General features: G+C 60.7%; 17 protein-coding genes. 6 read left to right on the top strand and 11 right to left on the bottom strand.

Annotated features, from left to right (window positions below):
- Positions 1 to 108 precede the first annotated feature (108 nt).
- From AYR47_RS28670 to ppnP, 3 genes are all read left to right on the top strand, one after another.
- A complete protein-coding gene (locus tag AYR47_RS28670; RefSeq protein ID WP_061449174.1) occupies positions 109 to 1992 on the top strand; it encodes an acetyl-CoA carboxylase biotin carboxylase subunit in 1884 nt (627 codons plus the stop codon).
- Positions 1993 to 2065: 73 nt separating this feature from the next.
- The gene (locus AYR47_RS28675) at positions 2066 to 2608 is read left to right on the top strand and encodes an exonuclease domain-containing protein (protein WP_033900803.1); all 543 of its coding nucleotides are present in this window, start codon (positions 2066 to 2068) and stop codon (positions 2606 to 2608) included.
- A 63-nt stretch (positions 2609 to 2671) separates the two neighbouring features.
- Positions 2672 to 2956 (top strand): pyrimidine/purine nucleoside phosphorylase, encoded by a 285-nt coding sequence (gene ppnP / locus AYR47_RS28680; RefSeq protein ID WP_010208796.1) that lies wholly within the window; start codon positions 2672 to 2674, stop codon positions 2954 to 2956.
- Between the two features lie 66 nt (positions 2957 to 3022).
- Here the strand turns inward: ppnP and AYR47_RS28685 are convergent, their stop codons facing one another.
- Both AYR47_RS28685 and AYR47_RS28690 read right to left on the bottom strand, forming a co-directional pair.
- Positions 3023 to 3829, bottom strand: coding sequence for an MOSC domain-containing protein (locus AYR47_RS28685; protein WP_061449175.1), 807 nt, complete (start codon positions 3827 to 3829; stop codon positions 3023 to 3025).
- A 39-nt stretch (positions 3830 to 3868) separates the two neighbouring features.
- Positions 3869 to 4804, bottom strand: coding sequence for a chemotaxis protein CheV (locus AYR47_RS28690; RefSeq protein ID WP_010208794.1), 936 nt, complete (start codon positions 4802 to 4804; stop codon positions 3869 to 3871).
- A 540-nt stretch (positions 4805 to 5344) separates the two neighbouring features.
- On the opposite strand from AYR47_RS28690, the gene AYR47_RS28695 reads away from it, so the two are divergent.
- The 3 genes from AYR47_RS28695 to AYR47_RS28705 all read left to right on the top strand — a co-directional run bounded on the left by AYR47_RS28695 (position 5345) and on the right by AYR47_RS28705 (position 7702).
- Positions 5345 to 5794 (top strand): hypothetical protein, encoded by a 450-nt coding sequence (locus tag AYR47_RS28695; protein WP_177076911.1) that lies wholly within the window; start codon positions 5345 to 5347, stop codon positions 5792 to 5794.
- Positions 5795 to 6155: 361 nt separating this feature from the next.
- Entirely contained in the window at positions 6156 to 7046 is an 891-nt protein-coding gene (locus AYR47_RS28700) for a sensor histidine kinase (protein WP_033900800.1), read from the top strand.
- The gene (locus AYR47_RS28705) at positions 7043 to 7702 is read left to right on the top strand and encodes a response regulator transcription factor (RefSeq protein ID WP_061449176.1); all 660 of its coding nucleotides are present in this window, start codon (positions 7043 to 7045) and stop codon (positions 7700 to 7702) included. Before AYR47_RS28700 ends, AYR47_RS28705 begins: the two co-directional genes overlap by 4 nt.
- Here AYR47_RS28705 and yegS read toward each other — a convergent pair.
- The 9 genes from yegS to motD form a co-directional block, all read right to left on the bottom strand.
- Positions 7661 to 8581: a lipid kinase YegS gene (gene yegS, locus AYR47_RS28710; protein WP_038844345.1), complete on the bottom strand. Its 921-nt coding sequence runs from the start codon at positions 8579 to 8581 to the stop codon at positions 7661 to 7663. The two genes, AYR47_RS28705 and yegS, sit on opposite strands and share 42 nt — an antisense overlap.
- A gap of 217 nt (positions 8582 to 8798) precedes the next feature.
- Positions 8799 to 9656 (bottom strand): IS3 family transposase, encoded by an 858-nt coding sequence (locus AYR47_RS28715; protein WP_033901970.1) that lies wholly within the window; start codon positions 9654 to 9656, stop codon positions 8799 to 8801.
- On the bottom strand, positions 9653 to 9946 hold the full coding sequence (locus AYR47_RS28720) for a transposase (RefSeq protein WP_033901971.1): 294 nt from the start codon (positions 9944 to 9946) through the stop codon (positions 9653 to 9655). The genes AYR47_RS28715 and AYR47_RS28720 overlap by 4 nt, the downstream gene beginning before the upstream one ends.
- 195 nt (positions 9947 to 10141) lie before the next feature.
- A complete protein-coding gene (locus AYR47_RS32770; protein WP_061449177.1) occupies positions 10142 to 10405 on the bottom strand; it encodes a hypothetical protein in 264 nt (87 codons plus the stop codon).
- A gap of 221 nt (positions 10406 to 10626) precedes the next feature.
- Positions 10627 to 11019 carry a DUF2802 domain-containing protein gene (locus AYR47_RS28730; protein WP_033900790.1) on the bottom strand — a complete coding sequence of 131 codons (393 nt, stop codon included), beginning with the start codon at positions 11017 to 11019 and terminating at the stop codon, positions 10627 to 10629.
- A complete protein-coding gene (locus AYR47_RS28735; RefSeq protein ID WP_010564003.1) occupies positions 11020 to 11502 on the bottom strand; it encodes a chemotaxis protein CheW in 483 nt (160 codons plus the stop codon).
- A gap of 80 nt (positions 11503 to 11582) precedes the next feature.
- Positions 11583 to 12380 carry a CheW domain-containing protein gene (locus AYR47_RS28740; protein ID WP_061449178.1) on the bottom strand — a complete coding sequence of 266 codons (798 nt, stop codon included), beginning with the start codon at positions 12378 to 12380 and terminating at the stop codon, positions 11583 to 11585.
- A complete protein-coding gene (locus tag AYR47_RS28745) occupies positions 12380 to 13168 on the bottom strand; it encodes a ParA family protein (RefSeq protein WP_028617310.1) in 789 nt (262 codons plus the stop codon). Before AYR47_RS28745 ends, AYR47_RS28740 begins: the two co-directional genes overlap by 1 nt.
- Before the next feature lie 51 nt (positions 13169 to 13219).
- Entirely contained in the window at positions 13220 to 14107 is an 888-nt protein-coding gene (gene motD, locus AYR47_RS28750) for a flagellar motor protein MotD (RefSeq protein ID WP_061449179.1), read from the bottom strand.
- Positions 14108 to 14117: the final 10 nt, after the last annotated feature.

The following is a 14117-nucleotide window of genomic DNA, read 5'->3' on the forward strand; positions in this document are numbered from 1 at the left end:
CTTTTGGCTGGGCCGGCATTCCGGTCCTTCCAAAAGTGACCCGCTGTAAGAGCGGAACCGCCAGCAGCCGCTACCGCAGAAATGGATATGTACCCGAGGACCGCAGCAATGCCGCAGCTAACAAAAATCCTGATCGCCAACCGCGGCGAAATCGCCTGCCGCATTCAGCGCACCGCCCAGGCCTTGGGCTATCGCACCGTGGCCATCTACAGCGAAGCCGACGCCCAGGCCCTACATGTGCAGATGGCCGACGAAGCCGTCCCCATCGGCCCGGCCCCCGTCCACCAGTCATACCTCAACATCGAAGCCATCCTCAACGCCGCCAAACGCACAGGCGCCGACGCCATCCACCCCGGCTACGGCTTCCTCTCCGAAAACCCCGACTTCGCCCGCGCCTGCCAACACGCCGGCCTCACCTTCATCGGCCCCAGCGCTGAGGCCATCGAACTGATGGGCAGCAAACGCCTGTCCAAACTCGCCATGCTCGACGCCGGCGTGCCCTGCATCGCCGGCTACCAAGGCAGCGCCCAGGACGACCTCACCCTGCAACAGGAAGCCGACCGCATCGGCTACCCGCTGATGATCAAGGCCAGCGCCGGCGGCGGCGGTCGCGGCATGCGCCTCGTGCACCAATCGAAAGACCTGCTGGACAACTTGCACACCGCCCGCTCGGAAGCCAAAAACGCCTTCGGCAGCGACGAACTGATCCTCGAACACGCCCTGGTCGACCCGCGCCACGTCGAAATCCAGCTGTTTGGCGACAGCCACGGCCACCTCATTTACCTCGGCGAGCGCGACTGTTCGATCCAGCGCCGCCATCAAAAGGTCATCGAAGAAGCCCCCTGCCCTGTCATGACGCCCGAGTTGCGCCAAGCCATGGGCGAAGCCGCGCTGAAGGCTGGACGTGCGGTGAACTACGTCGGCGCTGGCACCGTGGAGTTCCTGCTCGACCGCCACGGCCGTTTCTACTTCCTGGAAATGAACACACGCCTGCAAGTGGAACACCCAGTGACCGAACTGATCACCGGCCTCGACCTGGTGGACTGGCAGCTGCAGATCGCCGCCGGCCAGCCGCTGCCCCTGACACAAGCCGACGTCACCCTCAGTGGCCACGCCATGGAAGTGCGCCTGTACGCCGAAGACCCGACCCAGGGCTTCCTGCCGCAAACTGGCGATGTAGTGCGCTGGGAGCCAGCCACTGGCGTGCGTATCGACCACGGCGTGATCGAAGGCCAACGCATCAGCCCGTTCTATGACCCGATGCTGGGCAAGCTCATCGCCCATGGCGCCACCCGCGAAGAGGCGCGTCGCAAATTGCTCCGGGCGGTGGAAGACACGGTGTTGCTGGGCGTCGCGACCAATCAGCCGCTGCTGGTGAGTTTGCTCAAGCATCCGGACTTTGTTGGCGGCGATTTCAGTACCGGGTTTATCGCTGAGCACTTCAGCGATATCCCAACCCTGACGCCGTTACCCGAACAACTCGCCCTGGCCGCCGCGCTGTTTTACCAGCACAGCGCCAACCAGCATCCCCAAGGCCTGGCGGGGTGGCGCAACAACGCCAGCGCGCCTTGTATTTATCGCTTGGAGATCAACGGAGACATCCACACCGTCAGTGCCGAACCCCTGCAACTCACCACCGACGGCCGCCACGCCACCCTGGTATTCAACGGTATCCGCCGCCGCACCGCCTATCACCTTGACGGCAACCAACTGTGGCTACCCGGTCTCAGGGTGATCGACTGCACCCAGCAAGTCGCCAGCCGCCAGGCCGACGCCAGCAGCGGCACAGTCAAGGCGCCGATGGACGGCGCAATCGTCGATGTGCGGGTCAGCGCCGGCGACAGCGTGACCAAAGGCCAACTGCTACTGGTGCTCGAAGCCATGAAAATGGAGCATCCGCTGACAGCCGGTATCGACGGCGTGATCAAAGGCGTGCAAGTGATTGCCGGTGATCAGGTGCGCAATCGTCAGGTTCTGCTGGAGATCGTCTGACCCCTAGGCGGAACTACAGGGCCGGGCTACGCTCTATCCCCAACAGAAAGGGAAGAGTACGGGAACCTGCACGATGCCTCATTGGCTGATTATTGACCTTGAAGCCACAACGGATGAAGGCGGCTGGCCCGTGACGGAGATGGAAGTCATCGAGATCGGCGCGAGCCTGGTCAACCGCCAGGGCCGCGAACTGGACCACTTCCAGCGCTTTGTGCGGCCGCTGCGCCGGCCATTGCTGACGCCCTTTTGCCGCCAACTGACGCACATCACCCAGGCCAACATCGATGGTGCGGCGCCGATTACCGAGGTGTGGCCGCTGTTCGAGCGCTGGCTGGGCCAGCATCAGCCGCGCCTGGAAGGCTGGGCCAGCTGGGGCGACTATGATCGCCGGCAGCTGGAACTGGAATGGCAACGCCATGGCCTGGCCAGCGCCCTCGCCACCACGCCCCATGTGAACCTCAAGCAGCGCTTCGCCAAGGCTCGGCGCCTGGACAAGCCCCTGGGGCTCAATGGCGCCCTGCAATTGGCGGGGATGCAGTTCCATGGCCAGCAACATCGGGCGCTGGAGGATGCACGCAATACGGCGCGTCTGCTGCCGCTGATATTGCCGGTCTAGGCAGCTTCCCTGCCCTTGGGCATACTGGCCGACCTTTCCAGACCCTTTTCCGAGGAATCGCCCATGTTTAAAGTCAACGAGTACTTCGACGGCACCGTCAAGTCGATCGCTTTCGGCACCGCAGAAGGTCCGGCGACCATCGGCGTCATGGCCCCCGGCGAATACGAGTTCGGCACCGCTCAGCGTGAAATCATGCACGTGGTGTCCGGCGCCCTGACCGTCAAACTGCCGGATGCCAGCGAGTGGGAAACCTTCGCCGCCGGCAGCCAGTTCAACGTGCCGGCCAACAGCAAGTTCCAGCTGAAGGTTGCCGTGGACACCGCTTACCTGTGCGAATACCGCGGCTAAGGGTTTCCCGGAAGCAAAAAAATGCCCGTCTCGCAGGAGACGGGCATTTTTTATGCGTGAAGAAAACTATTCCAGGATCGTCACCGGCATCCCGACTTCCAACTGCCCAATGCCATCGTTGACCAGGTTCTGGCCGAAAATCGCGCCGTCTTCTGTCTTGCGGTAAGCCTCCAGCGTGGCGAAGGGTTCGCGGTCTGCGCTGCGCTCGCCGGTCTGCGGGTCAATGGTGGTGAGGATGCAGCGCGAACACGGCTTGACCGCACGGAACTCCACGTCGCCAATGCGCAGGCGCTTCCAACCATCTTCGGCGAAGGCTTCACTGCCTTCGATGACCAGGTTGGGACGAAAGCGCAGCATTTCCATGGGACGACCGATGCGCCGGGAAAGATCGTCCAGCGACGCCTGGCCGATCACCAGCAGCGGGTAACCGTCGGCAAACGCGACCTGGTCGTCGTCCTTGCCGTAACCGGCCTGGGTGGTGCGGGCACGCTCGACGGGGATTTGCACCAGCCGCGTCGGCTTGCCGATGAAATCGCTGACCCAGGCCGCCGCCGCGTCGCCCGCATCGGGCACGCGCAAGGTGTCGCGCCAGATGGTCACGCCACGCAACTCGGCGTCGTTGCCGGGCAGCGCCACGTCCAGCGGCGTGTAGCCCGGCGAGCTCAAGGTGAGGCCGCCACTGCTGTTCCACAGCGCCGACAGTTGGCTCATCTTCGCCACGGCACGCTGCGTGAGGAAACGCCCACTGCCTTCATCCACCAGCATCCAGCGTCGGTCCCCGTCCACCCCGAGCTTATCCAGGCCGACCTGTTGCAGGGTTTCGGCCTTGCCGGACTTCAAGGGGTAACGGTACAACGCGCTGAGACGAAGCATGGGCCTGCATTCCTGAGGGGCAAAGCCATCACCCTAAGGTCAAGCGGGCACTTCGTCCAGCATCAGACGCTGACGCACCACATCCACCAGCTTGTCGGGCTGGAATTTGGACAGGAAGTTGTCGCAGCCGACCTTCTTCACCATCGAGTCGTTGAAGCTGCCCGACAACGAGGTGTGCAGCACCACATACAGGCCACGCAGGCGCGGGTCGTTGCGGATCTCGGTGGTGAGGCGATAGCCGTCCATCTCGGGCATTTCCGCGTCGGTGAAGATCATCAGCAGCTTGTCGGTCATCACCTGGCCGCTGTCGGCCCAGGCCTTGAGCATGTTCAGCGCCTTGAGGCCGTCGCTGGCGATGTGCATCTTCACCCCCAGTTGACCGAGGGTGTCGCGCAGTTGCGAGAGAGCCACATTGGAGTCGTCCACCAGCAGCACTTCGCGGCCACGGGCACGCTCCAGCACCGGGTCTTCGAGTTTTTCACGGGAGACCTTGGCGTTGTACGGCACGATCTCGGCCAGGACTTTTTCCACGTCGATGATTTCCACCAACTGGTCGTCGACTTTGCTGATGGCCGTGAGGTAATGCTGGCGACCGGCGCTGGTCGGCGGCGGCAGGATGGCTTCCCAGTTCATGTTAACGATGCGGTCCACGCCGCCCACCAGGAACGCCTGCACCGAGCGGTTGTACTCGGTGACGATAATGGTGCTGTTGGGGCCCGGCACCAGCGGGCGCATGCCGATGGCCTGGGACAGATCGATTACCGGCAAGGTCTGGCCCCGCAAGTTGACCACGCCACACACGAACGGATGGCGCTGTGGCATCAAGGTCAGCTTGGGCAGTTGCAGCACTTCCTGCACCTTGAACACGTTGATCGCGAACAGCTGACGCCCGAACAGGCGGAACATGAGGATCTCCAGGCGATTCTCACCCACCAGTTGCGTGCGTTGATCTACCGTGTCGAGAATGCCGGCCATTAAAAGCTCCTGATGCGCTAAGGGATTGTGCAGCTCACTTAAGGCTTGTTATCGGCGGCAAGCGCCAGACCTTGACCCGTGTAAAATGCCACGTAAATTCATTGATGTCACACTGACATCATGGTTTACTGCGCTGGCCTCTCCAGAGAGGGGTACAGCGACGTTGCGCGACATTCAATTCGACGCAAGGTTCCGCCATGTAAGGGATTCCCCTACACACAATCAGGCCCAACCTGATATTCGCAATATCTAATAGCCATTAATGTGACGCCATTCTCAATGCATGAATGGAGTCAGGCTTTTGTTTGCCATCCCAAGCCCTCGGCCCACGGGCCTTCCAGACATTCAACTGTCGGCAATTGAAGGTGTGCAATTGACCCCGCTCATGAGGGCCGCGCACAGCCGTCGCCATCACTCTAATAAGCTTCCTACTGATTATTCAGAAGCGACCTACAGATTCCAGTCATATTTCAGCGCTAGTTTTAAGCCATTCACCCGGTGCGACATCTCATCACCCGACCTTATGTTGTGGAGACTTGCATGATGAACGACGGTAACGAGTGGCAACTTGCACTTCCCGAATTCCTTCAGGAAGCTGAAAAGCTGCTGATCAAATCGGAAGAGTGCCTGAGCCACCTGCATTTGATCCGAAACGACAGTGACGCTATCGACTGCATGAAAATCAGCCTGATCAAGCTCGCCGAAAGAGCAGATTGCCTTGCCCTGCAGGCCATCAGCGAATTCTCGCGGCACATCCAGTACCTGATCGCCAATGCCGAAAGCCCGCTGCAACTGCATGATCAAGCCTTGGACGCCTTGGAAGAATGCCTGAAGTTACTGGCCTGGCAGTTGGAGTTGATTGATGTAAAGACAGGCCAACTGGCATTGGATGAAGCGGAGCAAACGACATTGATCGCCACAGTGACACTGCATATTCCGCAGAAAGACTTCGCCTTTAAACCGCAGCAGCGGGTGCATCACGTGTCTTGAGCGGATATCAGGTCGCATTTAAATCAAAAGTTATCTGAAAACGACTCATCCAGTGGAATTGAATCACGCAGGCAAAGATATCAATTAGCCATTAACGGTAATAACGATACAACCGAACAGAAATAATATAACTACCCCACTCCATGAACTCTGGGAATACCGCCCGGAGCATTTGCGCGGCTAATAACCCAGTCGGACACAGCACCAGGCGACCAACGGTAATAGTGGTGGTACTATGCCCCGCTCGAAGTGACTCAACTTCATCATGCATAAAAACGATTCGATAACGCATTCCAAACAGAGCCCTGTCAGCGGCCGTGACCGGACTTCCCGCAGCGAACCTTCATTGGCTCCATCCGCTATGTACGCCTACCTCAAGACACTCATCGCAAGGTCCGCGTCCCGCAGCAATGCACGCCGTCTGATCCTCGCCCTGTGCCTTGGCTCGCTGCTGCTGAGCCTGTGGGCCTACAGTTTCTCCGCCGCCTTGCCGTTGCTGGTGCTGCTCAACCTGGCCACGCTGCTGGTGGTTGGCCTGCAACAGTGGCACTCGCGCAAATCCATCAAGTTCCAGCCTCAGGAACTGGCCGATCGCCTGTTGCAAGTGCAGGAAAACGAACGCCACCGCCTGAGCCGTGAGCTGCATGACGATATCGGCCAACTGCTCACCGCCGCCAAGCTGCAAAGCGAATGGCTCAAGCGCCGCCTGCCCGAAGACCTGCAAAGCCAGTGCACAGTGCTGTGCAACACCCTGAATGAAACCCTGGCCAAGGTGCGTGACGTCTCGGCCATCCTCAACCCTCGCCAGCTGGCCAGCCTGGGCCTGGAAGCCAGCCTGCGCGCGCACCTGCTCAAGACCCTGGAAAACACCCCGATTCACTGGAGCCTGGAATGCCAACAGCGGCTGACCGGCATCCCGGAAGAAATGGCCGTTGCGGCCTTTCGCATCACCCAGGAAGCGGTGACCAACATGCTACGCCACGCCCAGGCGCGCAATCTGTTGGTACGCCTGCAACGCCTGCCCGAGGGCCTGTCGCTGAGTATCTGCGATGACGGCCAGGGTTTTTCGCCGGCCATCAACCCGGGCCTGGAAGGCCAGCGGGGCATGGCCGGCATGTCAGAGCGGATTGATCAGCTTGGCGGTTCGTTATCCGTCAACAGCCAACCAGGCAAAGGGACACGGATCGACGCGCTTTTCCCCTGGGCGCCACGCGCCCTCGAACGGGCCAGTTCCCCTAAGGTTCTCGAGTGACCTGCACATTACTCCTGGTGGATGACCATGCACTGATCCGGGCCGGCGTACGCGCGCTGGTCCAGGACATTCCCGGCTACACGGTGGTCGGTGAGGCCAGCGATGGCGCACAGTTGCTGGAGCAGTTCAGCGCCCTGCTGCCCGATATCGTGCTGTTGGACCTGTCGATGAAACACACCGGCGGCCTGGATGCCCTGCAGCAACTCAAGCGCGCCTACCCCAAGAGTCGCGTGCTGATCCTGTCGATGCACACCGACCCGGAACTGATCATGTGCGCGCTGGAGTCCGGCGCCCATGGCTACCTGCTCAAGGACACCACCGCCAACGAGCTGGAACATGCGCTGCTGGCCCTGCGCAACAACGAGCGCTACCTGAGCCCGGCGATTGCCCACACCGTGATCAACCAGGCGCTGGTACGCAGCCAGGGCCCCACTACCCCGGCTGGCCACAGCCACAACCTTACGGCTCGGCAGTTGGAGATCCTGCGGTTGATTGTGCGCGGCAAGTCCACCCGGGAAATCGCCCACGGCTTGGGCTTGAGCATCAAGACCGTGGAAGCTCACCGCTCGCAGATCATGAAACGCCTGCAGATTTTCGACGTGGCCGGCCTGGTGTTATTCGCGGTGCGCGAGCAGATCATCAGCCTGGACGACTAACGGCGAATCCACCGGCAGGTGCACGCGCAAGGCCTTGGGCAGGGCCTCGAAGTGCAGGTCATCACCCTCCAGCGGTTCGCCATCCAGGTTGATGTACAGGCCCTGTGCGACCTTGATATTCACCCACGGCAGGCGCGCCCGGACGAACATGGTGTCCAGGCCCCAGCCGTTGTTCATCAACTCACGCAAGGTACCGACCACCTCCTGGGGCGCGGGCAGGATGCTGACATCCAGCAAGCCGTCATCGGCCATGGCGCCGGGGCATAGCTCATGGCCGCCGCCCGCTTGGCGACCGTTGCCGATGCCCAGGGCGAGCAGCTCGCCTTTCCAGTGGAAATCGGGGCCATCGAGTTCGGCGTAGGCAGCCTTCAGCTCGCTGAAACGGGTCAAGCCGGTGAACAGGTAGGCGGCGCCGCCGAGGACTTTCTTCAAATCTTCGGAGGTGTTGGCGGTGACTTGGCTGCCGAAACCGCCGGTGGCCATGTTGAGGAAGATTTGCCCGCCGACCTGGCCGAGGTCGATGGCCCTTGGCGGTACATCCAGCAGCGCCAGCGCCTGGGCGGGTTCGAGCGGCACGCCGGCGGCCTTGGCGAAGTCGTTGGCGGTGCCCAGTGGCATCAGCACCAGGCTGGCGTCGGTCTTGGCCTGGGCCATGGCTTCGGCGACGTCGCGCAAGGTGCCGTCGCCGCCGCCGGCGATGATATGGGTGTAGCCGTCTGCCAGGGCTTCGTTGACCAGGCGTTGGGCATCGCCGCCTTCCCATGTGACCCGCACCGCCAACTCGCCGCCCTGCTTGCGTCGGGCCTGCACGGCAGAGCGTACGTCCTCGTTGAGGGCTTGCTTGCCGTGGAGGATCAACAGGGCTTTGGGGGTGGTCATTGAGGGAATCTCCTGATTCAAGGGTGCTTGGAGGATGTGGACCTTGGGCGGGGAGAAAAAAGCCATTGGGGTTGGAAATTATTTGTTGGTCTTTGGGTACATATCCGTTATTTGGGTAACGGCTGAAATTGGTTCCGCCCTTACGGCGGGTCACTTTGCAAAAGCGGCAAAGTAACCATGGACTTGTTCCCTCAAAACGTACGCCATGAAGCGAGTGTTAAGCAGTTTGCTTCAGTTGCTTTGCGTAGTCATTAGGTGAGCTGTATCCCAGCGCCGAGTGCAGCCGTGCCGCGTTGTAAAACCCATGGATGTAGCTTGCGATTGATGCATGGGCCTGTGCTTTGCTGGGATACACACCGATGGCTTCTTCCTTCTTGAGTGTGGCAAAAAAGCTCTCTGCCACGGCGTTATCCCAGCAATTCCCCTTACGGCTCATGCTTTGCACGAAGCCTCTTTCCGCGATCATGCTACGAAAACCGCTACCGGTGTATTGTCGGCCTCGATCAGAGTGAAAAATCACACCGTGATCCACGGGCGCTCTGGTCCAGGCGTTCATGAACGCCTGTTGTACCAAGCCCTCGGGCATACGATCCGACAGGCTGTAACCCAGCACCTGCCGGGTCTGGATACTCAACACCACAGCCAAGTACAACCAACCCTGGCGGGTCGAAATATACGTGATATCCCCCACCCAGGCGGGTGCTGGGCTTGTCACGGAAAAGCGTCGTTTTAACACGTTGTCAGAAATAGGTTGGATATACCGGTTATCCGTCGAGTGTTTGAAGCGGGCTTTGATTTTTCCTCGCAGCATTTCCTCTCTCATCAGACGAGCTACTCGCTTGTGCCCTATCGCGTACGAGCGGTTATGAAGCGCCTTAACCATGCGTGGACGCCCATAAGTGCCTCGGCTTGCCCGATGAATCGCGCGAATTTCCAAGCGAATCGCCACATCTGGATCAGGACGTTTCTGACGCTTCAAATAGCCGTGAAAGCCCGACACCGAGACCTCCATCACTCGACATAACAGCCTGACTGGAAAGTGAGTCCGTTCACGGGCGACAAAGGCGTATCTCAGTTGGACTCTTTGGCAAAGAACGCCGTCGCTTTTTTTAGGATTTCTCGCTCCATTTTGAGCGTGGCATTTTCAGCTCGAAGCCGAGCCAGCTCGCTTTCCAGGTCAGAGACCGGATGCCGGGCAGGAGAACTGAGAGGACGCCCGTTGCGTGCGGCGTCCAGCCAATTACCTAAGGTTTTGACCGAGATATCCAACTGTCGGGCAGCTTCTCCTCGACCAATGCTTTCAGCGAGTGTCACTGCCTGAGCTTTGAAGTCGTCGGTGTAACTGCGGCGAGTTTGCTGTGCCATAAGTGCCTCCAAGATTGCGATTAAAATATCGCTTCTTGGCGTCCGCTGCGAGGGAACAAGTCCACCAAAACGCTCTTGCCCCAACACTCGGCACCTCGCTTAGGCTCGGTGTGCCCGTAATCCGACAGTGATTTGGGGGGCCGCCGCCACGCGCCATCCATGGCGCGGGGCGGCTAAACCGGCATCCCTGCCGGTTTACCCCCCAAATCCCTGCCGAATTCCGGCCAGCGTGTTTGACGGGGCGCCTAAGATCAAAATCAAAAGCAAAAGCACAGCGGCCTGACAGCCGGCTTGAGTGGTGTAGAGCATCTGGATAAACACGGCGTCCTCACGTTTTTCGCCGGCAAGCCGGCTCCTACAGAGGACAAAAAACGTATCCACGATGCGAAGCGAGTCGCTCTTGATCTTGATTTGAGGCGCCCCGTTAAACACGCTGGCCGAACGCAGGCTTTGGAGCATGGGTAACCCGGCAGGACGCCGGGTTAGCCGCGCTGGGCCAAGGATGGCCCATCGCGGCGGCCCACGCTCCAAAGCCGGAGTGAGGGCACACCGAGCCTAGGCGAGGTGCCGAGTGTTGGGGCAGAGACCTTTTGGTTACTTTTGGGGCGTTTGCCAAAAGTGACCCGCTGTAAGAGCGGAACCATAGGCGGCCGTTACCTAAATAACGGATATGTACTCAATCAACTCTTATGCAACTTACTCATCAGTTGCGCCTCAGCCTGAGTCAACCCACAAGACTGCGTCAACTCATCCACCGTAGCCCCCATCCCCACCAGCTTGGCAGCCTGGGCAAACGAAAGACTCGAAGGATCCCGCTGCTCAATCTGCGCCAGTTTGTCAGGCAACGGCGCAAGAATCGCGCGCAATTCATGCACCTCGTCCCCGACCTTCACCGCACTCTGCTGAAAGTGATCAACCCGCTTCACCAACTCCAGCATCCGCCGATCACGCACAGCATCACGCTCAGCCTGCTGCAACAACAGTTCACGCTGCTGACGCACATAGCGCAACAGAAATGCCAAAGTCCCAGCCCACAGCAGGGCCAGGACAATCACCGCGGCCTCAAGGAACAATCAGATGCTCTCCAGTTCCGACCATTCTTCTTCGCTCATCATCTTGTCCAGCTCAACCAGAATCAGCAGCTCGCCGTTCTTGTTGCACACGCCCTGGATGAACTTGGCGGACTCTTCGTTACCCACGTTCGGCGCGGTTTCCACTTCCGATTGGCGCAGGTAGACCACTTCGGCCACGCTGTCGACCATGATCCCGACCACTTGCTTGTCGGCCTCGATGATCACGATACGCGTGTTGTCATTGACTTCAGTCGGCACCAGGCCGAAACGCTGGCGGGTGTCGATCACCGTCACCACGTTGCCGCGCAGGTTGATGATGCCCAGCACGTAGCTCGGCGCACCCGGCACCGGGGCGATCTCGGTGTAGCGCAGCACTTCCTGCACGCGCATCACGTTAATGCCGTAGGACTCGTTGTCCAGTTTGAAGGTCACCCATTGCAGGATCGGATCATCCAAACCTTGTGCGGACGCTGACTTGTTCATACCCCTGACCCCTTCAAATGCCGCATGACACGGCGTGTGTGCTTCACTGACCGCATTCGCATGCGGCCCTTATTGTTCAATCAACTGTGTTTGTTCAGTGGCATCGACTTGACGGCACCGCTGGCGATCAACTCGGCCAGTTCGGCGACGTCGAGCAACGCGCACATGTGCTCGATCACGGTGCCTGCCAGCCAAGGCCGTTGGCCGCGGTGGCTGCGCCATTTGATTTCGTTCGGGTCCAGGCGCAACGAGCGGCTGACTTGATGCACCGCCAGCCCCCACTCGTAGCCCTGCACCGAGATCACGTATTGCAGGCCCTGGCGGAAGTCATCGCGGTAGCGGTCGGGCATGACCCAGCGTGCGGTATCCAGCACTTTGAGGTTACCGGCCTGGCTGGGCAGGATGCCGAGGAACCACTCCGGTTGCCCGAACAACGGCGTCAGCTCCTGGCCTTCCAGCGAATAGATCGAGCCCAGGCACACCAGCGGCACCGCCAGGGTCAAGCCGGCGACGTCGAACAGCAGGCATTCGAACGGTTCGGCAGCCCAGCTTGGGCGGCCATCACCGGTCACCGGCGGCGGCGTGATGCTCGGCGGCAAATGCACTTCCACCACCGGCTCGACCACGACAGGAGCAGGGGCAACCACCACAGGCGCCACCACTACCGGCGTAATCGGCACTACGACCTGCGCATCACGGGCTTGTTCTTCCAGCACCGCCAACTGGAATTCATCCAGCGCGGCTTCGGGTTCAACAGCCGGTTCCAGCACCAGGATCGGCTCCGGCAAATCTTCGGCGGTCGCATCTTGCAGCAGGGCATCCAGGTAGGATTCCAGCGCCAGTTGCGGCCGGGTCTTGAGTTCGACAGGACGGTTCATCACGCCACCTGCGCCACAAGCTGTTGCGACAACAGGTGCTTGAGCAGCGCGCGGTAGGCGAGTACGCCACGGCTCTTGCCATCGAACTGCGACGGCGCAAGGCCCGCGCGGCTGGCGTCACGCAGGCGCGTGTCCACCGGGATGTAGCCGTTCCAGATGGTGTCCGGGTAGGCATCGCGCAGCACGCGCAGGGTGCCAAGGGACGCTTGGGTGCGGCGGTCGAACAGGGTCGGCACGATGCTGAACGGCAGCGCTTGTTTGCGCGAACGGTTGATCATCGCCAGGGTGCTGACCATGCGCTCCAGGCCTTTGACGGCCAGGTGTTCGGTCTGCACCGGGATCACCAACTGCTGGCTCGCCGCCAAGGCGTTGACCATCAACACGCCCAGCAACGGCGGGCTGTCGATGATTGCGTAGTCGAAGTCCTGCCACAGTTGCGCCAGGGTCTTGGCGATCACCAAGCCCAACCCGCTCTGCCCCGGCGACTGACGCTCAAGGGTGGCCAGGGCGGTGCTGGACGGCAGCAGGGAAATGCTTTCGTTGCTGGTAGGCAGCAGCAGTTGCCCCGGCAGATCAGCCGGTACGCTGCCCTTGTGCAGGAACAGGTCGTAGTTGCTGTGCTCCAGCGCGTCCGGGTCGTAGCCGAAATAGCTGGTCATGGAGCCGTGCGGGTCCAGGTCCACCACGACCACGCGCTTGCCCGCCTCGGCCAGCAAGCCGGCTAAGGCGATGGAAGTGGTGGTCTTGCCGACCCCACCTTTTTGATTGGCAACTGCCCAGACTCTCATTCGGTTGGTTCCTCCCGGCAGGCACAGGCGCGACCGAGACATTGCATAAGGTTATTGAGCCGGCGACGGAGAATTGACGGCGCTCTGACGAACCGGCGGTTTTACAGGGGGCGGTGCAGTTTGTGTGCCAGCCCGCTTCAAGGCGGCATCCGGTGCTGCATTGGCGGTGCCGGTGCCGGTCAGGCTGCGGCGCACATCCAGGTTGCGCGACACCACCAACACCACCCGGCGGTTCTTTGCGCGGCCCTCTACGGTGGCGTTATTGGCCACCGGCTGGAACTCGCCATAGCCTACCGACGCCAGGCGACCTGGGTTCACGCCCTGCATCGCCAGCATGCGCACGATGCTCGCGGCACGCGCTGACGACAGTTCCCAGTTGGTCGGGTACTGCGCCGTGCTGATCGGAAAATTGTCGGTAAAGCCTTCGACATGGATCGGGTTCTCGAACGGCCGCAGAATCGCCGCCACCTTGTCGATAATGGTGAACGCCTGGTCGCTGGGCATCGCATCGGCACTGGCGAACAGCAGGCTGGAATTGAGCTCGATCTCCACCCACAACTCGTTGCCGCGCACGGTCATCTGGTTGGAGCTGATCAGGTCGCCAAACGCCGCGCTGATGTCATCGGCGATGCTTTTCAGCGGATCGCTGGTACCGCCCACGCCGGCAGCGGTTTCGTCGCTGTCGTTGACCAGCGGCTTGGCTGGGGTCACGGTCTTGGGCCGCTCTTCACCGATGGGAATCGGCTTGAGCGAGCGGTCGGCGTCGTTGAACACGCCGATCAACGCCTGGGAAATAACCTTGTACTTGCCTTCGTTGATCGACGAGATGGAGTACATCACCACGAAAAACGCGAACAGCAAGGTGATGAAGTCCGCGTAGGACACCAACCACCGCTCGTGGTTGACGTGTTCTTCAGGCTCGCGACGGCGACGGCTCACAATGAATACC

Origin of the sequence: Pseudomonas azotoformans, from assembly GCF_001579805.1 — a bacterium.
Taxonomy (GTDB): domain Bacteria; phylum Pseudomonadota; class Gammaproteobacteria; order Pseudomonadales; family Pseudomonadaceae; genus Aquipseudomonas; species Aquipseudomonas azotoformans_A.

Excerpts from the sequence above, each read along its gene's own strand:
- AYR47_RS28720 (WP_033901971.1), bottom strand. The coding sequence starts at position 9,946 with ATGGCACAGCAAACTCGCCGCAGTTACACCGACGACTTCAAAGCTCAG.
- AYR47_RS28695 (WP_177076911.1), top strand. The coding sequence starts at position 5,345 with ATGATGAACGACGGTAACGAGTGGCAACTTGCACTTCCCGAATTCCTT.
- AYR47_RS28740 (WP_061449178.1), bottom strand. The coding sequence starts at position 12,380 with ATGAACCGTCCTGTCGAACTCAAGACCCGGCCGCAACTGGCGCTGGAA.
- AYR47_RS28670 (WP_061449174.1), top strand. The coding sequence starts at position 109 with ATGCCGCAGCTAACAAAAATCCTGATCGCCAACCGCGGCGAAATCGCC.
- AYR47_RS28685 (WP_061449175.1), bottom strand. The coding sequence starts at position 3,829 with ATGCTTCGTCTCAGCGCGTTGTACCGTTACCCCTTGAAGTCCGGCAAG.
- AYR47_RS32770 (WP_061449177.1), bottom strand. The coding sequence starts at position 10,405 with ATGCTCCAAAGCCTGCGTTCGGCCAGCGTGTTTAACGGGGCGCCTCAA.
- yegS (WP_038844345.1), bottom strand. The coding sequence starts at position 8,581 with ATGACCACCCCCAAAGCCCTGTTGATCCTCCACGGCAAGCAAGCCCTC.
- ppnP (WP_010208796.1), top strand. The coding sequence starts at position 2,672 with ATGTTTAAAGTCAACGAGTACTTCGACGGCACCGTCAAGTCGATCGCT.
- AYR47_RS28675 (WP_033900803.1), top strand. The coding sequence starts at position 2,066 with ATGCCTCATTGGCTGATTATTGACCTTGAAGCCACAACGGATGAAGGC.
- AYR47_RS28690 (WP_010208794.1), bottom strand. The coding sequence starts at position 4,804 with ATGGCCGGCATTCTCGACACGGTAGATCAACGCACGCAACTGGTGGGT.
- AYR47_RS28735 (WP_010564003.1), bottom strand. The coding sequence starts at position 11,502 with ATGAACAAGTCAGCGTCCGCACAAGGTTTGGATGATCCGATCCTGCAA.
- AYR47_RS28745 (WP_028617310.1), bottom strand. The coding sequence starts at position 13,168 with ATGAGAGTCTGGGCAGTTGCCAATCAAAAAGGTGGGGTCGGCAAGACC.
- AYR47_RS28700 (WP_033900800.1), top strand. The coding sequence starts at position 6,156 with ATGTACGCCTACCTCAAGACACTCATCGCAAGGTCCGCGTCCCGCAGC.